Annotated in this window: 19 protein-coding genes, 1 pseudogene and 1 riboswitch; all 20 genes and pseudogenes read right to left on the bottom strand. The window is 38.9% G+C overall.

What is annotated here, in order from left to right; all coding sequences use genetic code 11:
• Positions 1-106: 106 nt before the first annotated feature.
• Positions 107-1,063 carry a calcium/sodium antiporter gene (locus LQ50_RS03450; protein WP_034626234.1) on the bottom strand — a complete coding sequence of 319 codons (957 nt, stop codon included), beginning with the start codon at positions 1,061-1,063 and terminating at the stop codon, positions 107-109.
• A 114-nt stretch (positions 1,064-1,177) separates the two neighbouring features.
• Positions 1,178-1,747 carry an energy-coupled thiamine transporter ThiT gene (gene thiT / locus LQ50_RS03455; RefSeq protein WP_034626236.1) on the bottom strand — a complete coding sequence of 190 codons (570 nt, stop codon included), beginning with the start codon at positions 1,745-1,747 and terminating at the stop codon, positions 1,178-1,180.
• 72 nt (positions 1,748-1,819) lie between these two features.
• A riboswitch (TPP riboswitch) is annotated at positions 1,820-1,919 on the bottom strand.
• 13 nt (positions 1,920-1,932) lie between these two features.
• Positions 1,933-3,420, bottom strand: a complete 1,488-nt coding sequence (locus LQ50_RS03460; RefSeq protein ID WP_034626238.1) for an amidase family protein — start codon at positions 3,418-3,420, stop codon at positions 1,933-1,935.
• 144 nt (positions 3,421-3,564) lie between these two features.
• Positions 3,565-5,418: a PTS fructose transporter subunit IIABC gene (locus tag LQ50_RS03465; RefSeq protein ID WP_034626239.1), complete on the bottom strand. Its 1,854-nt coding sequence runs from the start codon at positions 5,416-5,418 to the stop codon at positions 3,565-3,567.
• Between the two features lies 1 nt (position 5,419).
• Positions 5,420-6,343 carry a 1-phosphofructokinase gene (gene pfkB / locus LQ50_RS03470; RefSeq protein ID WP_034626241.1) on the bottom strand — a complete coding sequence of 308 codons (924 nt, stop codon included), beginning with the start codon at positions 6,341-6,343 and terminating at the stop codon, positions 5,420-5,422.
• Entirely contained in the window at positions 6,340-7,095 is a 756-nt protein-coding gene (locus tag LQ50_RS03475; protein ID WP_034626242.1) for a DeoR/GlpR family DNA-binding transcription regulator, read from the bottom strand. The genes pfkB and LQ50_RS03475 overlap by 4 nt, the downstream gene beginning before the upstream one ends.
• Positions 7,096-7,415: 320 nt before the next feature.
• Positions 7,416-8,438, bottom strand: a complete 1,023-nt coding sequence (gene iolG / locus LQ50_RS03480; protein ID WP_034626243.1) for an inositol 2-dehydrogenase — start codon at positions 8,436-8,438, stop codon at positions 7,416-7,418.
• 40 nt (positions 8,439-8,478) lie between these two features.
• Complete coding sequence (locus tag LQ50_RS03485) at positions 8,479-10,212, bottom strand: solute:sodium symporter family transporter (protein ID WP_084138614.1); 1,734 nt, start codon at positions 10,210-10,212, stop codon at positions 8,479-8,481.
• A gap of 453 nt (positions 10,213-10,665) precedes the next feature.
• A complete protein-coding gene (locus LQ50_RS03490; protein WP_034626244.1) occupies positions 10,666-12,564 on the bottom strand; it encodes an ABC-F family ATP-binding cassette domain-containing protein in 1,899 nt (632 codons plus the stop codon).
• A 182-nt stretch (positions 12,565-12,746) separates the two neighbouring features.
• A complete protein-coding gene (locus tag LQ50_RS03495; RefSeq protein WP_034626245.1) occupies positions 12,747-13,796 on the bottom strand; it encodes a nitric oxide synthase oxygenase in 1,050 nt (349 codons plus the stop codon).
• 413 nt (positions 13,797-14,209) lie between these two features.
• Positions 14,210-14,689 (bottom strand): glutathione peroxidase, encoded by a 480-nt coding sequence (locus LQ50_RS03500; protein ID WP_034626247.1) that lies wholly within the window; start codon positions 14,687-14,689, stop codon positions 14,210-14,212.
• A 71-nt stretch (positions 14,690-14,760) separates the two neighbouring features.
• Complete coding sequence (gene treR / locus LQ50_RS03505; RefSeq protein WP_034626249.1) at positions 14,761-15,474, bottom strand: trehalose operon repressor; 714 nt, start codon at positions 15,472-15,474, stop codon at positions 14,761-14,763.
• Between the two features lie 32 nt (positions 15,475-15,506).
• On the bottom strand, positions 15,507-17,183 hold the full coding sequence (gene treC, locus LQ50_RS03510) for an alpha,alpha-phosphotrehalase (protein ID WP_034626251.1): 1,677 nt from the start codon (positions 17,181-17,183) through the stop codon (positions 15,507-15,509).
• A 227-nt stretch (positions 17,184-17,410) separates the two neighbouring features.
• Positions 17,411-17,908, bottom strand: a complete 498-nt coding sequence (locus LQ50_RS03515) for a PTS sugar transporter subunit IIA (protein ID WP_034626252.1) — start codon at positions 17,906-17,908, stop codon at positions 17,411-17,413.
• A gap of 73 nt (positions 17,909-17,981) precedes the next feature.
• Positions 17,982-19,415: a PTS system trehalose-specific EIIBC component gene (gene treP, locus LQ50_RS03520; protein WP_034626254.1), complete on the bottom strand. Its 1,434-nt coding sequence runs from the start codon at positions 19,413-19,415 to the stop codon at positions 17,982-17,984.
• Between the two features lie 294 nt (positions 19,416-19,709).
• Complete coding sequence (locus LQ50_RS03525) at positions 19,710-21,023, bottom strand: polysaccharide biosynthesis protein (protein ID WP_034626256.1); 1,314 nt, start codon at positions 21,021-21,023, stop codon at positions 19,710-19,712.
• 180 nt (positions 21,024-21,203) lie between these two features.
• On the bottom strand, positions 21,204-22,499 hold the full coding sequence (locus tag LQ50_RS03530) for an ATP-binding protein (protein ID WP_052144564.1): 1,296 nt from the start codon (positions 22,497-22,499) through the stop codon (positions 21,204-21,206).
• Between the two features lie 168 nt (positions 22,500-22,667).
• On the bottom strand, positions 22,668-24,023 hold the full coding sequence (locus LQ50_RS03535) for an aspartate aminotransferase family protein (protein ID WP_084138615.1): 1,356 nt from the start codon (positions 24,021-24,023) through the stop codon (positions 22,668-22,670).
• 396 nt (positions 24,024-24,419) lie between these two features.
• Entirely contained in the window at positions 24,420-24,641 is a 222-nt protein-coding gene (locus LQ50_RS03540) for a hypothetical protein (RefSeq protein WP_034626258.1), read from the bottom strand.
• Positions 24,642-24,644: 3 nt separating this feature from the next.
• Positions 24,645-26,065, bottom strand: a pseudogene (gene hydA, locus LQ50_RS03545) (dihydropyrimidinase).
• Between the last annotated feature and the right edge of the window lie 2 nt (positions 26,066-26,067).

Here is a 26,067-nt window from a genome sequence, read left to right on the forward strand (position 1 = left end):
TTACTGTAATTTGTTTTAATTATATCATTGCCGGAAACGAAAGAAGAAGAACATCATACAAAAAAGCAACAAAACCACCCACCTATGGTTTTGTTGCTTTTACGAATTAGTTTCTTATAATAATATAAATTAAATAAATCACATAAAAAACCGTTAAAGCCATTCCCTCATATTTCTTCACTTTATAGTGCGTTAACGAGAAGATAAACAATACGATTGTTAGAACTAGTAAAACAAAAATATCAAAGAATAATTTGTCGTTCACTGGAAGTGGTGAAATAATAGATGCGATCCCAAGGACAAATAGCAAATTAAAAATAGAGCTCCCCACAATGTTTCCTAAGGCAATCTCACTTTGTTGTTTCATCGCAGCCGTGATCGAGGTAATGAGCTCAGGTAAAGAAGATCCGATTGCCACGATTGTGAGCCCCACTAACGTCTCACTCATACCAAAGCGCAAAGCAATATCCGTACTGCTTTCTACAACTAAATATCCTCCTAAAACAATAGCAGCCAGACCCCCTACTGTAATCAGAATGTTCTTTCCCCATCCACCAGTTTGGTCAGTCGCATCATCACCAACCGGCTCTTCACGACTATTTCGCGCTGCTTCAATGACATAGTATAAAAAGATAGCAAAGAATAATAAGAGGATAATCCCGTCACTTCGAGTAATGAAATTTTCATTTGTAAATTCAAGAGCTCGATCGCTCATCGCCACAAGCAAGACAATAGTAGCTAAAAAGGCAAATGGAATTTCTTTTTTTATGGTAGGCCTCTCAACAGCTAGTGGAAAAATAGCAGCCGTAATCCCCACAACAAGTGACATATTTAATAAATTACTTCCGATAATGTTACCTATTGTGACATCTGCATTCCCTTCTAAGGCAGCAATGATACTAACAGTTGCTTCAGGGGCACCTGTTCCAAAAGCAACAATCGTTAACCCTACGATAAGAGGCGGGACGCGAAACAAGGCAGCAATATTAGACGAACCATCAATAAAATAATCGGCCCCTTTAATCAATAACCCAAATCCAATAATTAGTAAAAGATATACCATATTACGCTCACCACCTATTTGTTGTCTCTTTTACTTTACACAGTTCCCCTTGATTTTACCCCCAAAAAAATGCAATAGAAAAACGACTCTATAATGAGCCGTTCTTTTCTATTGCTATGCCGCATCTGAGATCTTTTTCTGGTGTTTGGCCAAAAAGAATTGTGGGTACTTTTTTGAAAGTAAAAGAAGTACAGCAAGCGTTAATAACATCTCAGGAATTAAATAAGAAATATTATAATAAAAAGAATACAAACCAACACTGATTCCATCCGGAGCGTATTCACCAAACCAAATGACACCAGATGCAAAATGACTAAAAAAGCGAAGGGTCGTAGCAAACAAAAGTCCAAACACAATAGCAAGCGGACTAGGAACTGAACCTTTTTTCAACATAAATACACTCGCCAGTCCTAACACAAGGTACGCCAATGGATAATCGAGTACTAGCTGGACCGGATGAACCACATAACCCCCAATAATCAGGTTTAACAATCCAACTAACAAGCCTGTAATCACACCCATTTTCCATCCACGTCTAAACGCAATAATAAAGATGGGAACCATAATCAACGATATCGAACCACCCATCGCCCAAAGAGCGCCAAACTTCACATTGCTTAAGACAATCGCCAAACCTGTCATTACTGCCACTTCAATCATGGTTAATAAACGATCTCGAGACATAAAAAAAACCTCCTTTTGTTTTTATCCACAAGGAGGAAAAGTGTCAATTCAAAATGCGCACAAATACGTACACATGAATAACAGCCACTTCCCTACGCTAGTTTAAACTAGATCAGGTTCTAAGAGTTGAGGGTTTCCCTCTCTCAGTCACTCGACACCCCTAGTGGATACATCTTAAAAATTGTCTATTTCATTATATCATAAAAGAGCGGGTTTTTTCTTACATTTGTTTGCTTTTCAAAAGCTGCTGCTGCCTCGATTAACTTCGCCTCTGAAAATGCTTTGCCTGTAAACGTCATTCCAACTGGTTCTCCTTCTTCTGTGTAACCTGCGGGAACCGTAATCGAAGGATAGCCCGCTTTTGCCGGAATCGCAGCTCCGAGATTATTTGGAAAAACAAGGATATCTAGATCATCCTTTGCCAGTGCTGCGTCTATGCCGTTTTCAGTAGAATGATAGTGATCAAACTGCAGTGCATTTAAATAGTCAACCTCGGTTAACGTCCCACTTGTCTCATCTGATTTCACCAGCAATGATTGACCATATTTTAACCTCCGCTTGGCATCCTCTTGGTTAAAGCGAATGACATCCGTTAATTTATGTACGGGTAGATTCGGGCTGATCCCCTGTAAATAGGCATTTAAATTTGCCTTGAACTCATACAACAATACGTCAATCGTCCATTTTTCTTTTTCCGATGGAATGAGGACCTCATCAACAACTTCTGCTCCGCCACCTTTTAATGTTTCAAGCGCCTGAAGTAAGATTGCGTTTTTCTCATCAGTCAATTGAGTAAAGAAAGGATCCCTCGCCACACCAATCCTTGTTCCTGCAAGTGTAGGTGACTCAAGGGCTTTCAATAAAGATGTGGCTGAAAGTGGATTACTTTTTGTTACAACATCTTGCTCATCTTTCCCCATCATCGCTACTAATAAATACACAGCATCTTTTACATAGCGAGCCATCGGTCCTGCTGTGTCTTGAGTATGCGAAATGGGAATGACTCCATGTCGACTAATCAGACCTACAGTCGGCTTAATGCCAACAAGACTATTTTGACTAGAAGGACTTAAGATGGATCCTGACGTTTCCGTTCCAACTGCGACCGTAGCTAAGTGCGCCGCAATGGCTGCACCAGACCCAGAGCTTGAGCCCCCAACATCAAACTTTCCTGGTCCATATGGATTTAACACTTGGCCACCTCTGGAACTGTAGCCACTAGGCATATTCTCTGTCGACATAAAGTAGGCCCATTCTGACATATTCGTTTTTCCTAAAATGATGGCTCCTGCTTCACGAAGCTGTTTTACTAAGAATGCATCTTCCTTTGCAAAGTGCTCTGCTAATGCCAGTGAACCCGCACTCGTATGCAACTTATCTTTTGTATCAATGTTGTCCTTTAATAAAACAGGAATTCCATGAAGGGGCCCTCTCACCTTTCCATTCGCCCTTTCTAGATCCAACACATTCGCTATATGAAGAGCATCGGGATTCACTTCAATAACTGAATTGAGTGCAGGACCTGATTGATCTATACGGGCAATACGGTCAAGATAAATAAATACCAATTCTCTTGCGGATACTTCATTATCGTCCATTTTCTTTTGAATCTCGTCAATACTTGCTTGTAACAACCAGTTCTTTTCAATCTCTTTTAATTTAGGATTCACCATGCATAGACCTACTTTCAAGGTATAATTATATTGTTTTATTATACTGAATTTTTCGTTAGTGAACTAGTTTAAAGCTTAAACGAAAAAAAGCCATGAGAGGAGTGAATTCTCCTCTCATGGCGTGTAGCAAACACTTATCTACTGTTACACCGTTTTCTTCTTCCAAATACCTAATACTAATGCGGTAACAATCGCACCTGCAATGATAGCCAATAGGTACATAAACCAACCACCAGACACTAGCCCAATAACAAAGACTCCACCATGTGGTGCTGGCAAACCAATCCCAAATAACGCCGTTAGTCCACCTGCAACTGCCGCTCCTGCGACTGCTGCTGGAATCACTCGACCAGGATCCGCTGCAGCAAACGGAATCGCTCCTTCAGTAATAAAAGAGGCACCTAAAATATAATTCGTTTTCCCTGCTTCTTGCTCTTGCTTCGTAAACTTACGCTTAAAGAATGTTGTTGCTAACGCAATTCCAAGTGGCGGAACCATACCACCAGCCATTACAGCTGCATGCGGACCAAAGTTACCAGCATCAATCATTGCAATACCGAAAGTGAAAGCCGCTTTGTTGATAGGTCCTCCCATATCAATGGCCATCATTCCACCAAGGATGATTCCAAGTAAAACCATATTCGTTGTACCCATACCGCCTAACCAGCCTTCTAAGCCGCGGTTAATCGCACTTAATGGGGTAACAAGTAATAACATAATCATACCTGTGAAGAAAATATTGAGAACAGGATAGAACAAAATCGTCGTAATCCCACTTAATTGTTGCGGTAACCCAGCTAGTAGCTTTTTAACGAATAAAGCAATATAACCACCTAAGAAACCAGCAATCAGTCCACCTAAGAAACCAGCATCGCCATTAACCGCAATAAGACCACCAACCATACCAGCAGCGAAACCAGGACGATCAGCAATACTCATGGCAATAAATGCAGCAAGTACCGGAATCATTAAAGCAAAGGCCGATCCTCCACCAATGTCCATTAACATTTGAGCAAACTCGTTATTAAGGTCGATATCAATTAGGAAAGAAAGGGCGATTAAAATACCTCCACCAACGACAAATGGGAGCATATTTGAAACACCATTCATTAAATGTTTGTAAAATCCGCCACCGGCTTTTCCTTTTTCTTGATTATCGTCGCCTTTAGAACCACCAGATCCTTGATAAACAGGAACATTTCCTGATTTCGCTTGATCGACTAGCTCTTTAGTACGACGGATTCCATCTGTTACAGGCACTTCGATTACTTTTTTACCTGCAAAGCGATCCATCGCGACCTTCGTGCTCGCTGCAACGATAATTGCTTGAGCATTCTCAATTTCTTCAGGAGTTAGTTGATCTTTAACCCCACCAGAACCATTCGTTTCTACTTTGATGGTTAAGCCCTGCTTTTTCGCTTCATCCTTTAAAGCATCAGCAGCCATAAACGTATGAGCAATTCCTGTTGGGCAACCCGTAACAGCTAACAGATCATAGCCATCCTTTGCTGGTACTTTTTCTGCTTCTTCTTTATCTAGCTGCTCGGCTTCCTTCTGATCAATCGCTGCAACCACATCTGCCTCTGATTTTGCTTCAAGCAAAGACTTACGGAAAGCTTCATCCATTAAAAATGTCGACAAGCGCGATAATGTTGCCAGGTGCGCTTCGTTCGCTCCAGCTGAAGCAGCAATCATGAAGAATAGATGTGTCGGCTGGCCATCAAGTGCTTCATAATCTAGTCCGCTATCTGAACGACCAAACGCAATCGATGGTGTTTTTACTGCCTCACTTTTTGCGTGAGGAATTGCAATTCCATCACCTAAGCCAGTTGTACTTTGTTCCTCTCTAGCTAGGATTGCTTTTTTGTAGTCAGCTGCATTGTTTAATCTGCCTGCTTCGTCAAGCTTATTCACTAATTCATCAATGGCTGATGTTTTATCGTTTGCCTTCATGTTAAGAAGGATTGTATCTCTTTTTAATAAATCTGAGATTTTCATTTTATTCATCCCTTTCTAATTCTCTGATGTTAATTTCTTTCATCAAAGACTCTACTTGATCTCTGTCTGCAAATCCTTTAGAAAAAGCGGTTGCGCTTCCTGTTGCGACTGCAAACTTAAAGGCATCTTCTAATGACACTTTTTCTTGGTTAGCAGCAATAAAACCAGCAACAACAGAGTCACCTGCCCCTACAGAGTTTTTCACTTCTCCTTTAGGTGTGTTTGCAAAAAGAATCTGATCTTTCGTCCCTAAAATAGCTCCATCACCAGCGAACGAAACCAACACATATTGAATTCCTTTTCCAATAAGCTCTTGTACATAAGGAATTGCCTCTTTTGGTTCATTTATTTCTACTGAGAATAACTCTCCTAATTCATGGTGATTCGGCTTAATAAATGTCGGTTGACTTTCAAGCACTTTTTTCATCGCTTCACCACTTGAATCAATAAATACATCGGCTTTTCTAGTTCTTGCACTCTTACATAACACTTCGTATATTTCACTAGGAATTGTCGCTGGTACACTACCTGCCAGAACAAGTGCGTCCCCTTCATTTAGCACAGCTAATTGCTTTTGCAATTGCTCAAGATGTTCATCTGTAATATCAGGTGAGACCCCATTAATTTCAGATTCCGATTCACTCTTAATCTTTATATTAATTCTTGTGTCTCCAGCAACTTGAACAAAGTTTGTCTTAATGTCTTCCTTTTCAACGACCGTTTTTATATAGTCACCTGTGAACCCTCCGATAAACCCAAGTGCTTCACTTTGATGTCCGAGTCGTTTAAGAACTCTTGAGACGTTTATTCCTTTGCCGCCAGGGGCTTTATAATCATAATTAGAACGATTCACTACCCCAAAGTTAACTCGCTCTACTTCCACAAAATAATCAAGAGCAGGATTTAAAGTAACGGTATATATCACAGGCTAACCACCTCTAATGTTGTCAATTTACGTACGTCACGCATGTATTCGTCACCTATTTTTTCACTTGTTACTAGTATTGCCTCTTCCACATTACTAAATTTACTAAATGAAACTTCACCAAACTTTGAATGGTCTGCCAATATATAACTTTGGCGTGATCGTTTCATTGCACTCTCTTTAATAAATGCCTCTTCAGGATCAGGGGTTGTATAGCCATCTTGAATCGATACACCATTAACACCAATAAATGCTTTATCAAACCTGAACGACTCCAACGTTTGAATCGCACTTCTGCCAACAAAAGCCCTCGTTCCTTCTTTCACATATCCACCTACCACATGAGTTTGTATCTGTAAATCAATCAACATCCCAATGTTAGATAGTCCATTTGTTACAACAACCACTTCCTTGCCTGCCAAGAAAGGAATCATCTCAACTGTACTTGTACCGGCATCTAAAAAGATGCAGTCGCCATCGTCAACAAACGACGCAGCCTTTTCAGCGATCTTTTTCTTTTCTTGACTGTTTTTGATCGTTTTTTCCGCAACGGTTGGTTCATCTAACTTCTTTTGAAGAAGTGTCGCTCCGCCATGAATACGCTTTAATTTCTTTGCTTTTTCGAGGTCGGTTAAATCTCTTCGAATTGTTGATTCCGAGGCATCAGTCTCATCAACTAATTCCTGCATTTTTACTGTTACTCTCTCTTTTAACATCGAGAGGATCTTTTCATGTCGTTCAATTGTGAGCAAAACTCTTCACCTCATCTTAACTTCAATCCTAGTATACACTCAAATTCGACCATTTTCAATCATTTTCGATCACAAATACCCAAAAAGAAAGCGCTAACCATTTATTAGGTTACCACTTCGAAAAAGATTTATTGATTGCCGCTAGATCATCTTTAAAAATTCTACTAAATAATCCCTTACTTGTTAGTATTATTCTCTAGATAACAGTCAGATTCTAAATAGAGCACTTATTCTACCGAACATTTTAGAATTAAATCATCTCATTTAAACAGATACGGTCTTTGCGGCATTCCTCCGCAAAGACCGACTCACTTTAACTCTTAAATGTTCACCGTATTGACTTCTGTTAAAGAAACAGAACGTTTTTCTTCCCACGAACGTTTCGCTGCAAGCGCTAGTAGTTCTGCCTTGTAACCATCTTCACCACTGCATGTTAACGGCTTATCTTCTAAAATAGCCTCAGCAAACTCCTTAATCTCTTCCACATAAGCATCCTTATAGCGATCTAAGAAGAAATATTTTGGGTGATCTAGTTCTACTGAATCTTTTGTAGCAATCTGCACATTAGTTTGAGCTTCATTTTCAGCCGAAACCACCCCATTGCTACCAAATACTTCTACTCTTTGATCATAACCATAGACTGCTTGACGACTATTGTCGATCATTGCCATAGCACCATTTTCAAATGTTAACGTAATAAGCGCCGTGTCAACATCTCCATGAGTACCGAACATTGGATCCACTAAATTAGCTGCATTAACGGACACTTCCGTCACTTCACTCCCTGACAAATAACGAACCATATCAAAATCATGAATCGTCATATCCATAAACATGCCGCCAGAACGTTTCACATATTCTTCAGGAGGAGCTTCAGGATCTCTTGAACTAACTTTAATGATATGTGGTTCCCCAATTTTCCCAGACTTTACAACTTCATGTACGCGACGGAAGTGTTTATCAAAACGTCGGTTAAAACCCACTTGAAATTTCACACCAGCTTCCTCAACAACTTGAAGCGCCTCTTTTGTCTCTTCGATCTCAAAGCTCACAGGTTTTTCACAAAAGATATGCTTCCCTGCTCTTGCAGCAGCTTTAATATATAGCGCGTGAGTATCTGTTGATGAACAAATGAAAATCGCATCAATTTCTGGATTATTAATTAGCTCTTCCGAATGATTTGTAATAATAGGTACTTGTTGTTCATAAATGGTTCCTTTTAAATGGTCAGTATAAACATCTGAAATGGCTATCAACTGTAACAAGCTTGAGTTTAGTATATTACTTGCATGTAACTGCCCAATTCTACCTGCTCCAATGATACCGATGCTAACTTTTTTCATTTCTTTTCCCTCTTTTCGATATAATGTATTGATTGTATTTTTAGTAAGAAGACACTTTCTTCGTGTCATCTGTCTTGAAATTTGTATGTTTTTTCTCCATCTTCACCCAGTACCAAATAATAGCCCCAATTAACGCTAAGACACCAAATAAGAAAACAAATAGCCACGGTGAGTAAGGAACACTTACTTCCGCCACTCCAATTGGTGAGAAGAATGCATAGACAGCAATCATGATTACAATCATTGCAATAGAGAACGGCTTCGCGTATTTCCAAGGTTTAAGATCCACAACATTGGCATCATGTAATTCGAATGGCGTATCCCTTGGTCTAAGTCTACCAACAATAACCATCGTAAGAACATTAAGTGGAAATAGGACCGATAAGACATAAAGGAAGTTAATATCTGCTAAAACCACTTTTGAAGCCGCATACAAAATAACATGAACAACAACTGCAATTTTAGGTGCAATGGCTGGAATGCGCTTACTAAAGAATCCAACTAAAACCATGGCTAATATAGGCATGCTATAAAATCCGAACATCTCTTGTAAATAAGCATATAACCCTTGAGGCGCAAAAATAATAAATGGCGCAACAACAACCGAAATCGCCGCCAAGGTAGCAGCAAAGACTCTCCCTGCTTTTACGAGTTCATTTTCTTTCGCTTGAGGTTTAAACATAGGCTTATAAATATCTAATGTAAATAAGGTAATAGAAGCATTTAATGCATTGTTAAATGAACTCATGATCGCCCCAAATAAAATCGCTGCTAAAATCCCCGAAAGAGCAAGTGGCATTACATCAGCTACTAATGTAGGATAAGCCAAGTCTGGATTAGCAAGCGTATTGCCATACATCAAAAAGGCAATGATACCTGGCAATGCCAAGAACGTCACTCCAAACACTTTAAACATCCCTGCAAAAAGTACCCCTTTTTGACCTTCAGCTAAGTTCTTTGCCCCTAAGCTTCGTTGAATAATTGATTGATTTGTCGCCCAATAGAATAAGTTATTAAACAACATCCCTGTTAACAAAACAGCCCAGGGAACCGATGAGTTATGGTCACCAATCGCATTTAACTTTGTTGGATTCGCTGTTAACAATTGATTGACACCTTCTTGAATATTCCCTCCACCAAGCGCGATTAGCGCCAGAAAGGGAATAAGCAAACCACCGGCAATCAGTCCAATTCCGTTAATGGTATCACTCATTGCCGTTGCTTTAAGTCCACCTAAAATAACATACCCGCACCCGACAAGACCGATTGCAACCGATACCAACAAAACAATCATAAATGGAGACATATTTGTAATGGATGTTAATGAAAATATACTATCTAGAACAAGCGCCCCCGAATAAAGAACGGTTGGCAAATAGGCTACCGCATATCCAACAATAAAAAGGATCGAAACTATTTGTCTTGTTCGTAAGTCATAGCGTTGTTCTAAAAAATCTGGAATCGTTGTAATCCCTGTTTTTAAGTAACGAGGCAAAAAGACAAACGCCATAATAATCAGCGCGATCGGCGATGATACTTCCCATGCCATAACAACCATTGATTCACCAAAAGCTTGACCATTTAACCCAACGATCTGTTCTGTTGATAAATTAGTAAGGATAATCGAACAAGCAATAACTAAACCAGGTAAGCTCCTTCCCCCAAGAAAATAACCATCTTGGCTGTTTAAATCCGTTCCTTTTGTTTTGTACCAGGAAAACCACATGACAAAGACGGTATAAACCATAAACGTTGTAAATATCACCCAAAGCATTCTAAAACCCTCCATTTAATTAATCATTTAAATTAGGAAAATAGTTAATAGTACTAGTTTTAAACGATATAGCTACAATGTATTTTCTTGAGGGAAAGCGCTTAATCAAACAACAAAAAGAAATCGATTACATAATGATTACTATGTACACCTAATAAAAGATAATAATTAAGGTTTCTCATGGCCTTTTATTTAATCCACTTATTAAAAGCGTTTTTAAATATTAACAAACGATAATGTTCCTCCAATCTATCCTAGAATAACAGGAAAGCGCTTAACTAATCATAGTTTAAATGGTTTTCTCCATTAAATCAAGAACTTACTGAAAATTTATAGTAAATTGTTAATTTAAAAGAGTGTTCTAAAAAGCTTTTACCCTTTTAGAACACTCTTCCTACTAAGTAAATCTTGACGAGACCTGCTATGCACTGTGGGTAGGTTTCTATATAGAATTTACTTGCTTTCTATTTCCTCCACTAACAAAGAAAGCTCCGTCCACCGCTCTATCGTTTCTTCTAGTTCTTTTTCAACCAATTCTTTTTCCTTCATTTTATCCGAGATGACCCCATAATCACTACCTGCTTCAGTAATGGCTAGTTCGATCTTTTCAATCTTCTCTTCAATTGCTGCAATTTTGTCTTCTATTTGATTCCATTCTTGCTGGTCTTTGTAAGAGAGTTTTTTACGGGGTTCTTTCCTCGGCATCGCTTGTTTACTATTCTCTTCTTTTTCACTTGCCTTCGCTTGCTCTAACTTCCTTTGCTTATCGGCTAAATAATCCGTGTAATGCCCCTGAAACCTTGAAACAAAACCATTTCCTTCAAACACAAGCAAGTGATCGACTACACGATCAAGAAAATAACGATCATGCGACACCGTGATTACAACGCCTGGAAACTGCTCTAAATAATCTTCAAGCACCGACAACGTTTCTGTATCTAAATCATTTGTAGGCTCATCTAAAAACAACACATTCGGTTCCGTCATAAGAACCCTCAATAAATAAAGACGTCTTCGTTCCCCACCCGACAAACGACGAATATACGTGTATTGCATCGATCTTGGGAATAAGAATCGTTCTAGCATTTGTTCAGCTGTAATCGTGGTTCCGTCTATCGTATAGACAACCTCTGCTATTTCTTTAATATAATCAATCACACGTAAGGCTCCATCAATTTCTTCATCCTCTTGCGTGTAATAACCTATTTTTACCGTTTCCCCAGTTGTAATGGTTCCTGAATCCGGAGCAATGCGACCAGCTAACATATTCAACAAGGTGGTTTTCCCACTTCCATTTGGCCCTACTATCCCTAATCGTTCTCCTTTAACGAGTAAATAATCGAGTGAGTCGATCAAGATACGTTCATCGTAAGTTTTAGAAACCCCTTCTAGTTCTATGACTTGATTTCCCAATCTCTTTGACCCAATAGCAAAATCAAACTCCCCACGTCCAGAAAATCCTTCCTCCTCCTGCAGTGCTTCAACTCGTTGAATTCGGGCCTTTTGCTTCGTTGTTCGAGCCTTTGCTCCTCGCTTTAGCCATGCTAGCTCACGTCTTAAAATATTTGCTCGTTTCTGGTCTCTTTGCGCTTCCTGTTGTTCTCTTTCTGCCTTTTTCTCTAAAAACGTTTGATAATTTCCAACATATTTAAATAACCGCCCTTGGTCGAGTTCATACATATGATTGGTTACGCGGTTTAAAAAATAGCGGTCATGCGTAATGAGGATAATTGACCCCTTGTATGTCGAAAGGAACGTTTCTAGCCATTCAATGGTTTCATGATCAAGATGGTTTGTTGGCTCATCTAACAGCAACAAATCAGCCGGTTGAATAAGAGCCTTCGCTATCGCGACACGCTTCTTTTGCCCGCCTGAAAGCTGATGAACCTTTGCTTCATAGTCACTAATCCCAAGCTTCGAGAGAACCGTCTTAGCAATGGTATTGGCCTCCCATGCATCAAGCTCATCCATTTTTTGCTGCCACTTCATAAACTGCTGCTGATATTCTGGGCTTTCTGGAGCTTTTTCAAACAGCAACAAACTTCGCTCATACGCACGCATCGTTGACATGACCTTAGAGTCACCATAATAAATTTGTTCCATCACCGTAAGATCATCTTGTAGTGCAGGCTGTTGCGGCAAATATTCTATTTGAAAGTCATTCGCATGAATTTGCTCGCCTTTATCTGCTGACTCCACTCCAGCAATAATCTTTAAAAGCGTAGACTTCCCTGTGCCGTTCACACCAATTAATCCTATCCGCTCTTTTTCTCCAATCGTAAATGACAAGTGATCAAATAACGTCTTATCACCGTATGTTTTAGTTAACTCCTCAATTTGTAAAATGCTCATTATTTTCCGTCCTTTACCCCTAGACTTATGTACTCTATTTTAGCGCAACTTACCATTGCTTGCATCTTCTAATAACACCCAGCAAAAAAAGAAAGCCACTGAAAAAGGTACGATTTTCACCTTTTTCAGTGGCCTTTAAGCAATCTCGCCCAAAGGTCTTCCCTTTAGACACCCAAACAATCCTAATACATTCTGTCTTGATAAAAATAATTTGGCTTAACGACGCTATCATCGTAGTCCTTATGAAAAATATGCGTAGCAGCTGGAGAGACGGGAGGGATCAACCACGACCATGTCCCTGTTACAGACCTTCCTTTTCCTGCTTCTCTTTCTTCAAATTGTTTAAACTGTTTGGCCGCTGTGTGATGATCGACTATGCTGACTCCTGCTTGCTTAAATGAGTATAATACAGCTTCATTCAGTTCAATAAGAGCACGATCTTTCCACAACGTTGAGTCTCTGGTCGTCTCAAGGCCCAGCAAATTTGCCACTTTTGGCAACACATTATAACGTTGCTCGTCTGCTAAATCTCTTGCTCCTATCTCCGTCCCCATATACCAGCCATTAAATGGGGCAGCTTCATATGTAATTCCCCCGATTTCAAGCTTCATATCAGATATAAATGGAACAGCATACCACTGTAACTCAAGTTCTTGAAAGTTCTCTATCGTCGGATGTTTAATCATAACATTTAAAAGGCATTCCTCTGGAATCGAATATACTTTCGGCTCCCGATTTTCCACTTGAATCACTAATGGCAAGATATCATATGGAGTTTGCTCCCCTCTCCACCCAAGTGACTCACAAAAAGTTGTGAATGCAACTGAGTCTGGATCTCCAATGATTCCATCCTTAGTTTCGTACCCTGCGTAACGAATTAATTGATGATTAAATATACGAACATAACCAGGCTTGAAAATGGTAATCGTTGGAATCACTTTGCCTTGATTGCTTCCATATTGAAGATGAAAGAACAACGCATTCGCGATTTCATCTTCGGTTTCAAGCTCCCTCTCATCTAGGACATGCATGGATTCCCAAAACAAACGGCCAATACAACGATTGCTGTTTCTCCAAGCCATCCTCGCCCCATGAGCAAGCTCTTCATATGTATGAGTATAGGTTCCTGTATCAGAAATTTCCTGAAGAATTTTTGTCATTCGGTCATTATAATCTTTTCCTAATTCTTGATAACACAACTTCAAAAACTGCTTTGCTTCTTCTTGTAACACTTCGTCCACCTCATTTTACCAAATACACTTCTTATTGTAGGCGAGATTTTCAATTTTACACTATTAAGGAGTGAGCATGTTTTCCCGGATCCTTTTTCCGCTATTCTATTTAAATGCCCAGTTTTGAGAGCGGTTTAGGATCCCTATTCCGTTAATTTCCTATTTTGACCTTAATGCTTATTGGTTTTGTTACTTTAGCGGAACCAGGATCCTATGCACTCCTATTTGCACGGTTTTTCTACCTATTAACGGAATGAGAATCCAGCATGTCTTAAAAAAGAAAAGAGGAGGAGCTGTTTCCTGTTAAGTAGGGCATTACCCATAAAAATAAGCAGCCCAATTGGCAAATTGGACTACTTTTGCTGTGTTATTTGAACCGTCAACAACATTACATCGAAACGTCTTTTTAATCATTAGTCTACTAATAACTTCCGTATATCTTCTTCCATCTTTTCAGGTATCACCGTTGGGCCGTATCTTTTCACAACCTTACCATGCTTATCAATGAGGAATTTCGTGAAATTCCACTTAATCTCCGAGCTTAATACTCCCTTTTTTTCACTTTTTAAAAACTGATAAAGAGGGTGTGCACCTTTCCCATTGACATTAATCTTTTGAAACAAGGGGAACGTAACTCCAAAATTGATCTGACAAGCATCCTCCATTTCTTCGTCAGGAACAGGTTCTTGTTGAAGAAATTGATTTGTTGGAAAACCAAGCACGGCTAAATCTTGATCTTTATACTTTTGATAGAGCCCTTCTAACCCTTTAAATTGAGGAGCAAGTCCACACTTGGTAGCCGTATTAACAATTAACAAGACATTTCCTTGATACGATTTGAGACTTACTTCTTCTCCATTAGGCTTCATTACCGAAAAGTCATGAACACTCATCAAATTCCTCCTCCGTTTACACTCATTATACTGTAAATGAGGGTTTGGCACGAAGATTATGCTTTGATCAGTTAGCGTGTTCTTCTCGCAAAATCAACAAATCGAAATTTATCAGGACGATGCCGCGATTCTGTGTATTGAAACATGGTAGCATCATCAAGATACACATGGCTCTTTACAACAACAATCGTGTCATACCCTTGCAAATCAAGCAATTCTTTGTCTTCCTCTGTTGGCGTTTCAACGGTTATTTCTTTTTTTGCGAAACTAATCGTTAGTCCAAGAACTTCTTCAACATACGCGTAAAGCGATCGCTCGCATACCTCATAAGTCAGTCCAGGAACAAGGGAAGAAAGTAAATAATCTTTGTCTAAAATAATTCGTTCTCGATCAATTTCTCGGACTCGTGTAACATTCCAAATAGGTGCTACTTCCTTCACCTGAAATTCCTCTTGCATATAAAGAGACATCATTTGTTCTTCTAGACGAATGACATCTGTTTTCGCCCGTTTCCCCATTTTATCAGCTAGTTCACGAAAACTAACCAAGCCTGAGATTGGGAAGTTAATTTTTGTCACGTCTAAAACAACCGACCCTTTTCCTTGCATCTTCTGAATATATCCATGCTCAGATAGTAATTTTAATGCCTTACGAATCGTTTCACGTGAGGCTTTGTAGCTATCAGCTAATTCATTTTCGGATGGTAGGAGTTCGTTAGCCTTTAATCCTCCGTTTTGAATTCGCTCAGCTAAATCATCATAAATCTTTTGAAATTTACTTTTCATCATCTATACCACCTGCGTATAGTGTATCATGTTTACTTCGTGTAATAAACGAGTGACTCATACGGTCTAAGTTTGATACTGCGCGAAAGTGGTTGCTTCTCTTCATAATTTGAAAGAAGACACTCACTGCTTGAAATCGAATCAATCCACACTTCAGGTAGGTCAAATGTACCTTCCACACCGTAGAAATTATTAATAACTAAAACTTTTTCATTTCCTTGTACACGCTCATATACAAACAATTGTGGATCGTTCTCTAACAATAAACGGTAGTCACCAACTGTTAAGATATCATAGTCTTTGCGTAATTGAATCAGTTTTTTGTAATGATAGAAGATCGATGATTCATCCGCTACAGCACGCTCAGCGTTAATGTCTTTGTAATTTGCAGCTACTGGAATCCAAGGTGTTCCTGTAGTGAAGCCCGCATTTTCTTCATCATTCCATTGTACCGGAGTTCTAGAATTGTCACGAGATTTGCGTTTTATAATCTCCATGATTTCTTCTTCGCTTAACCCTTTTTCTTTCATAATGCGGTAATAATTCAATGTCTCAACATCACGGTAATCCGCTATAGACTCAAAACCAGGATCCGTCATACCAAACTCTTCACCTTGGTAAATATATGGAGTTCCTTGCATAAGGTGGATCGTCGTTGCTAGCATTTTTGCTGATTCATTATGATAGGTTGTATCATTTCCATAACGTGTAACAATTCTTGGCTGATCGTGGTTGCACCAAAATAGTGCATTCCAACCCCCACCTTTGTTCATTTCAACTTGCCATTTCGTTAAAATTTGCTTCAAGGCAAGGAAATCAAAATCTGCAATCGCCCACTTTTCACCATTTGGATAGTCTACTTTTAGATGGTGGAAATTAAAGGTCATACTTAATTCATTGCTTGCAGGATTTGAATACTTGATACAATGTTCAATCGAGGTCGACGACATTTCACCAACTGTCATACTGTCATACTTTGATAGCACTTCTTTATTCATTTCATTTAGAAACTCATGAACTCTTGGACCATCTGTATAAAATTTGCGACCATCCCCTGGTGCTACACTTCCATCATCATTTGGAAATGTTTGATCTTTAGAGATCAAATTGATCACATCGAGACGGAAACCATCAATCCCTTTTTCAAACCAGAAATGCATCATGTCGTACACATGCTTACGCAATGTTTCATTTTCCCAATTCAGGTCTGCTTGCGTCACGTCAAAAAGATGCAAGTAATATTGACCTGTTTTCTCATCGTACTTCCATGCATTCCCACCAAATTTAGATTGCCAATTGGACGGCTCCGCACCTTCTACAGGATCCTTCCAAATGTAAAAGTCTCGATAGGGATTGTCTTTTGATTCACGCGATTGTTTAAACCAATTATGTTCCGTTGACGTATGATTGACGACTAGATCCATAATTAACTTCATTCCACGCTGATGTGTTTCTGCAAGAAGTTGATCAAAATCCTCCATCGTCCCATATTCTTCATGAATTGAATAATAGTCCGATATGTCATAGCCATTATCCTTTTGAGGAGAAGCATATACTGGTGTGAGCCAAAGCACATCCACTCCTAGTTCCTTTAGATAATCTAATTTCTCAATAATTCCTTGTAAATCTCCAACACCATTGCCAGTCGTATCGTTGAAGCTTTTCGGGTAAATTTGATAAACTGTAGACTTTCTCCACCATTCAGTCATCTTTTGCACCTTCCTTAACTTAGCCATCTTGTTGTCATTGTTCTTAGTATCTTCATTCAGCCTATCCTAAAACCACTCTTCTACGTATTTTTGAAAATAACAGAGTGATCTTGTATATACAAGTTGAGTTTACTTTGTTTCAACTAAAAAAACAAGTATCGCTTAAAAGCACACCAATAAAGTCCTTATTGATGTGCTTTTGTTTTTTGATTTTTAGTTAATATGAACTATTTCTTCAAAGTAATCGTTAATACGTTCGTTTCTGTCTTTGTCGCCGGGACGCCTGTATTTTTTTCCATTATCTCAACAACATCATCTGTATTTGTAATAATCATTGGGGTAATCGTACTAGCCGCCTTCTCACGAACAACATTTAAGTCAAACTCAATTAACTTATCTCCTCGTTTTACTTTGTCACCTGCTTTAACAAAGCTTTCGAAGCCTTCCCCATTTAAGTTCACTGTTTCTAACCCGATGTGAATTAAAATCTCCATACCTGATTTCGTTTTTATACCAACAGCATGTTTTGTCGGGAATACTTGTACGATTTCACCATCAACCGGGCTGACTACTTCCCCATCTTCAGGATCAAAAGCAACTCCATCCCCCATCATCTTCTGTGAGAATACTGGATCTGGAACCTCTGCTAGTTCAAGAACCTTTCCGGTAATAGGTGACGTTACTTCTACTTTGCTTTCCTTTTTTCCAAATAAACTCTTTAACATAAACATTCACTCTCCTCTAAACTTAAAACAAAAAAGGAATAGCAACCACTTTTCGTGGTTGCACTCCTTTTTATTATTTACCTAAACGCTTATATGCATTTACACCCATTTTCGATTTAGCAAAAATCATTGTTAATATAATTGGGACAACAATGGCTATCACCATTGCCACAGCGAACATAAGCATATGTTGTACTTGAATAGAAAGAATTCCTGGAATACCACCTACACCAATGGAATTCGCCATAACCCCACTACCAACTGAAACAATCGCTGCTAAACTTGAGCCGATGATCGCTGCAAGGAATGGGAATCCATATCGTAAGTTAATCCCAAAGATCGCTGGCTCCGTTACACCTAAATAACATGAAATCGAAGCTGGAACCGATACTTGCTTTTCTTTCTCGTCTCTTCTATTGATGATAATCATTGCTACAACGGCAGAACCTTGAGCAATATTAGATAAAGCAATCATTGGCCATAAGTTCGTTCCACCGAATTCACTCATTAGTTGTAAATCAATCGCATTTGTCATGTGATGAAGTCCAGTGATAACTAATGGTGCATAAGCAAATCCGAATACAGCAGCAAATAACCAACCAAACGTGGACGTTAAGCCCGTGTAAACAACATTAGAAACCCAAGAACCAATTGTCCAACCGATTGGACCTAGTACAACATGAGCCACTAAAACAGCAGGAATCAATGCAAAGAATGGAACAAAAATCATTGAAATGACACTTGGAATCACCTTACGTAAACCTAACTCTAAATACGCAAGAACAAAACCAGCAAGAATAGCTGGAATCACTTGAGCTTGGTAACCGATCATCTCTACTTGTGCAAAACCAAAATCCCAGAAAGGAATCTCCTCTGTACCAGCTACTCCATAAGCATTTAATAACTGTGGAGAAACCAATGTAATACCTAAGACAATACCAAGAATTTGAGTTGTTCCCATTTTTCTTGATATCGCCCACGTAATCCCAACAGGTAAGAAGTGGAATATCGCTTCACCTATTAACCATAAGAACGCATGAGCCCCGGCCCAGAATTGAGAAACCTCTACTAACGTTTGCGTTCCACCATTCATCATATTAATTTCGCCAATCACATTTCTAAAACCTAAAATAAGACCCCCGACAACTAGTGCTGGAATTAATGGTGTGAAAATATCAGCAAGATGTCCAATTAGACGTTGTAAGAAATTCATATTTTGTTTAGCGGCTTCTTTCGCCTCTTCTTTAGATGTGTCACCAACACCAGCTATCTTTGTAAATTCATTATAAAATGATGCGACCTCATTCCCAACGATCACTTGGAATTGTCCCGCTTGTGTAAATGTTCCTTTAACAATGGCAATCTCTTCTACTTTTTTGATATCAGCTTTACTCGTATCATTTAAAACGAATCTCATTCGAGTAGCACAGTGAGTGACAACTGAGATGTTTTCGCTTCCACCTATATATTCGAGCAACTGTTTGGCTGAATCTGTATATTTGCTCATTTTTATCCCCCTTTTTTCACTTTCATAACAAAACATTTATTTTTACTATTTGTATATACAAGTTTTGTTTGCGTTTTCATTCTAACTTGTATGTACAAGTATGTCAATGATATTTTATTTTAAATTTTTATCCTCTATTTAAGAACGATCTTCTATAAGACTGTTTTCATATTTTGCCTTAAAGGAGCAGAGATATTCCCCTTTAGTTGAAGCTATCAATAAGCCCCCATAAAAATGGGTGTCACAAAAGTTTTAATCTTTTGTAACACCCTCAAAATGACAGTATCATTTGGTTTATTTTTTTTGTAACAATAAATTTACATTAATTTTTTTGCAAATCGTTAAATAATGTAAGAACGTTAGCAACACGGCCCCCATGTTCATCCCTAAAATAATTCCATCCATTTGTAAACTTGGATTCGACCCTAACACATACATCATCACAAAAGAAAAAACCGTCGAGTAAAGCGCATGAACAAACGCATCCTTCACAAGTCCAAGTCCAATTAAATAGGCTTGCATCGGAATAACAAAAAAATGAAATAAGAAATACGGAACGAGCAATTGCAAATAACGAATAGCCGGTGAGTTCTCAAAGAAAAGACTCGTTAACGGTTCAGCAAAGAAGTAAAAGACAGCCACAGCAGGTATTCCATATGCAGCTGTTAATACCATCACTTTTCGTAAAAGAGATCGCAGCCTTGCCACCTCTCCTCTTGAGTAAGCCTCAGACACCGTTGGGATTAACACAATCAACAAGGAATGAGCAATAAAAGCAGGAAAAAAACCAATGGTAAATGCAACTCCCGCCATTTTTCCATATTGCACCATTGCCAGCGAATCAATCATTCCTGCTCTCACTAACGTTTCTTTAATAAAAAATGGTTTAACAGCAAATGTTGCCGCATGAAAAATTCGTAATCCGGTTGTTGGTATCGACACTTCGAGCAAGCTTTTCCGAACTTTACTACCTGATAGGTTTGCTCTTGGCTCTTTCTTTAATGCTCTCATCTGGATTAAAAAAGCAATAAATAAAAAGCTAAGTACAAGAAACTCACTCGCAATTAACGTGCATAATGCAACCAGCAATGCTACTTCTGCTTCAAATGAAGTTAATGTAAATAAAAGAATTAACAAAATAAGCTGCCCCGCACGTCTAAGGAAGTTGGCAAATGCAATCTTCCCCATTTTTTGTGCACCCATGAAATATCCCCTTGCAACCGAGGAAAAAGAAATGATTGGTATTAAACATAGGAACAACCATGGAACAAGCGGATGATAGCGGTCAAACACAGGAATGATCGGTAGAATCCATACTGCTAGCAAAGAAAAGACAATGGTGCATATTGTCGCAAATTTTAATGCATGCACTAGCATACTGCGATGGAAAATAACATCTTTCTCCGCAACAAATTTCGAAATCGAAATAGGCAGCTCCAAACTTGCTATAACGACAATAAATAACACCGTCGGTAAGATGGACATGTACAACCCTAGTCCTTCTTCCCCTAACTCCCTTGCTAAAACCATATTAATTAAAAATTCTATACATTCTCCTAAAAATGCAGCAACAATCAACAACAACGCACTTTTAAAAAAGATATTCATTGTTTCTCTCCCCCACATCCTGTCCAATTAATTTATATGAGACAAGTTGCTAAAATATGGTTGAGAAAACAAGATTCATTTAAAAACAACAAAAAAACCAAGCTTGTATACTAAGCTCGGATGTAAATATTTTATGTATGGATCTTTTTAACTGCTTCGTTACTATAGACTTCCGTTTCATCACTCATTCAAGGTTAGGGCAACTTCTAATGTCGGTTTTGTTCTTTCGTTTATTGGCATAACAATAGTTACCTTTGTTCCTACATTCACCCGACTTTCGTATCTGAGTGTACCGCCCATTTCCTCAATAATTCTAAATGACACCACGGTCCCAAGACCTGTTCCCTTTTCTTTTGTAGAATAAAAAACTGTCCCAATATTAGCCAGCTGTTCTGGACTCATTCCTTTGCCGGTATCTGTAATGGTTAGTCTGACTACCGTTTTATCCTCTTCAACCTTCACTCTGACTTGCCCTTTTTCTGGTGTTGCTTCAATCGCATTTTTTATTAAGTTGATTAATACTTGCTTAAACTGATTTTTATCACAGCTTATTAACGTATTCTCTGTCCCTACAATATGTAATTCGACATTCTCTTTAAGAGAATAAGGGGTTACAAAGCTAATAATCTCATTTAAAATTTGATTTACTTCAATGACCTCAATATTCTTAAATTGTGGTTTAGCAAAGTTTAAATAATCACTTATAATTTGCTCCGCCCGATTCATTTCACATAAGGCAATATTAAAATATTCTTTCTTCTTTCCTTTTTCATCTTTTTGCATTAATTGCAAAAAGCCTTTAACAACAGTTAATGGGTTCCGCACTTCATGGGCAATGGAAGCAGCTAGCTCACTAATTGCATTTAATTTCACGGCTCTTTGCATTTCTTCTTGCATCCGCTTTCTTTCTGACAATTGCTCGAGAAGTAATGTGGCAAAACCAACGGAAATTACATTAGCCCCAATAAACACAAAGATGTAAAAAATAATATGACCTATTTGTCCATTTAAACGACCTATTAAATCTAGATAAACAAGCAAAAGGGTGATTTGAGCAAGAGCAGGCCAAAATACCAACATTATTGTAAAGTTAACTCTCTGCCACTTTGCCAATATCTGTTGATAACGATTGGTAAACAGATAAAAAAGAATCGAGGAACCAATAATTACAGCAAGCCCAATAATAAAATGTTCCCCACCTATAATGGTTCTTGTTAGAAGAGCCACCGCGCATACCGCCCAACCGGCTTTCGTACCTCCATATAAAAAAGCAAGCAATAACAACGCATGACGAAGGTCCCAATGTAACCCTTGTTCCTCAAAAGAAAAAACGATGCATAAAATCGTTGCTATTCCAAATAAAACAACTAAGACCGATTTAGACTGTTTTTCTTTGCTCTCATTAAGAAAAAGGGTAACAACTAAAATAGGCATCAATACAATTAAAAGGTGTAACAGTAGTTTCTCTGCGATCATATAGAGGCTCCCACCTTTGTTCCACGTGCTGTGGTTTCAATTATGCTACATCAATATTCGACAGACTCCATGCTATTCCTTCAAAAAAATAGAAATTTTGTCAGAGATATTATCGAAAAACACCAAGAGCCCTACTCGACCTTTAGTAGGGCCTCTAATGTATTTTACCTACAAGTTAACATTCACTGACTCTACAATGGTCTCAATAAGGAGCTTGATTTCCTCTTCATTAATGATAAGAGGCGGAGCAATCGTTAACACATTATTAAAACCAGCAACCGTTGCGCCATTTTTCCCAATAATGACCCCCTTCTCTTTACAACTAGCAATTACGTTATTGACCAATTGAACATTCAACGGGTCTTTTGTCTCCTTATCATTGACTAACTCAATTCCAATTAGCAATCCTTTGCCTCGTACGTCCCCTACGTTGGGATGCGGCAATAATTGCTTAATGAGTTCATCCAACATTTTAGCTCCAACCGCTTTGGCTCTTGTATAAAGTCCTTCTTTTTCCATGATCTCTAGGTTCTTTAACGCCAGTGCACAAGCCGCTGGGTTCCCACCAAACGTATTGACATGTCTAAAATAATCATACTCATCCGAACCTTTAAAAGCCTCGTAAACCTCTTTTTTTACAGCTGTAACCGATAATGGCAAATAGGCACTTGTAATCCCTTTAGCCATCGTAATGATATCGGGCTTTACACCGTAGTTCATGAATCCAAATGGCTCTCCCGTTCGCCCAAAGCCGCAGATCACCTCATCCACAATCAGTAGCGCGCCTTTTTCCTGACACACTTCATGTACTGACTTCAAGTAATCTTCAGGCGGAAGAAGAATGCCTCCACCAGTAATAATTGGCTCCATAATAACAGCAGCTACCGTTTCAGCTAGCTCCCACACCATCATTTGTTCAATCGCTTTTACCTCTTCTCGTTCCCTCCCAGTTTTAGTCGGTACCACTGGAGATCGATACGTATCTGGAGGAGCCACATGAAGAAACCCTGTCGTCATTGGTTCATATTTATATTTCCTTTGTGCCTGACCTGTAGCCGCTAAGGCGCCCATCGTATTTCCGTGATAAGAACGATATCTTGAGATGATTTTATATCGATTCGTTTCCCCCTTTTGTTGGTGATATTGGCGCGCCATTTTAAAGGCTGCTTCATTGGCTTCAGACCCGCTATTCGAGTAAAAAATGACGTAATCTCCACCAAGTAATTCATTTAATTTCTCTGCCAGTTCAATAGCAGGACCATGACTATGCGTAAGTGGAAAATAAGCAAGTTGCTTCATTTGTTCATAAGCCGCCTCGGCTAATTCCTCTCTCCCATACCCAACATTCACACACCAAAGACCTGACATCGCATCTAAGAAGCGATTGCCTTCTTCATCTGTTACCCATACACCTTTTGCTTCTTTAGCAATGAGAGTACTTTCTGGATTATAGGGCTTCATGCCATGCCAAACATAGGCTTCATCCTTCTTTTGATTCATACTCGTCATCTCAGATTTTGACATAATACCTCCTCCTAACCTTTTTACATTTTTATTTATTGGCTCTGGGATTTAGACACGATATTATTACAATTTCTCTCCTTTATTATCAGCGAATCAAGTTCTAATAGCATTAGACAATATGTAAAAGCAAACATGGTCTCTCTCAACATGCAAAGAGCTGAGAAAGATCGATTTTTTCTCAGCTCTAAACGGCCTTGCTTATCACCAACCCTTTCACGTTTTCTTAAACTTTCAAGAAACGATCATCCATTCAATTAATAATCGACACTGAATCCATCAACTCACCCCTAGCAAGGATTCATTTTTTCTACATCGACGAAAAATTGTCTGCTTAAGACAAAACAACTGTACAGCCGTTTCCTGCTTCGATACACTATTAGCGCCTCTAACAATATACTAGCTTTGTTGCCTTTCAAGCATTTTTGTAGCAAAATACTTTCGGGCGTCAGCTGTTTGTATATGCAGTTGAACATAGTCTTCGTCTTCTTTTCCGCCCAACCGTAAAAAATCGACGAATGCTCCACTTAAATTCTCGATTACTTTTGTGATTTCATAGCCTTTTTCAAGCAGCATATCCACTTTTTCACGTTCTGTTACGTACTGCTGATAATCTGACATGCTTCACACCTCCACTTGTAAAGACGATTCATTTACGAGTGTTTCATAAGTAGGTCCAAATTTTTGCCGTTTTATATACTTGCCTGCCCCCTCTACTCCAACAAACACTTTCTCACGAATTACAAATTCACCTCGTGATAAAACCGTGACTGGTTCGCCTGTCACTTTCATTCCTTCAAATGGGTTATAATCGACCGCCATGTGATGAGTAGAAGCAGAAATTACACGTTCGGCATTTGGATCAAACAAAACTAAGTCAGCATCTGTCCCAACTGCAATGGTTCCCTTTTTCGGAAACAATCCAAATAATTTTGCTGACCTAGTTGACGTGAGATCAACAAATTGTTGCAATGAAATTCTACCTTTTTTGACCCCTTCTGAAAATAACAAACTAACACGATCTTCAATAATCGGCCCACCATTTGGTATTTTTGTAAAGTCACCTTTGCCTAGATCCTTTTGACCGTTAAAATCAAAAGAACATTGATCGGATCCCAGTGTTTGAAGCTGTCCTGTTTTCAAGGCATTCCAAAGAACTTCTTGATGCGACTTCTCTCGTAATGGTGGGGACCAAACATACTTAGCTCCTTCAAAGTCAGGCTTATCTAAGTAAGTTTCATCGAGAACTAAATATTGAGGGCACGTTTCTCCGTACACTTGAATTCCCTTTTGTCTGGCTTCAGTAATCTTTTCCACAGCTTCTGCACAAGAAACATGAACAACATAAAGCTGCGAGTCCGCTAACCCTGTTAATTGTGTCCTGTTGCTTCTCCCTCTATTTCAGACGGCCTTGTTTTTGCGTGGTATATGGGGTCCGTTTGTCCATTCGCTAGTGCTTGTTTTGTCAAATATTCAATCACATCGCCATTTTCTGCATGAACCATGACGAGACTACCAAGATCTCTTGCTGCAATTAACGTCCGGAATAACGTTTCATCATCTGCTTGAAAGACATTTTTGTAGGCCATAAAAACTTTAAACGATGTAATTCCCTCATCCTCTATCACAGATGGGAGTTGTTCTAATACGGAATCATTCATTTCCCCAACCATTAAGTGAAAGCTATAATCTATCACTGCTTTATGCTCTGATTTCGCGTGCCAACGATCAATGGCAGCTTGAAGTGGTTCTCCTTTATTCGTAAGGCAAAAATCGATTATTGTTGTTGTTCCTCCAAAAGCAGCTGCTTTTGTTCCCGTTGCAAAATCATCCTTCGTTACCGTACCTCCAAACGGCATTTCTAGATGCGTATGTGGGTCAATGCCACCTGGAAAAACATATAATCCAGTTGCATCGACTATTTCTGCCCCTTCTGCCGTTATTTTTTCCCCAATTGCTGAAATTGTCGACCCTTCAATTAATACATCAGCTTGATATTCATCTGTTGCCGTGACAATCGTTCCATTTTTAATGATTTTTTTCATCT

The organism is Halalkalibacter okhensis, from assembly GCF_000787375.1.
GTDB lineage: Bacteria > Bacillota > Bacilli > Bacillales > Bacillaceae_D > Halalkalibacter > Halalkalibacter okhensis.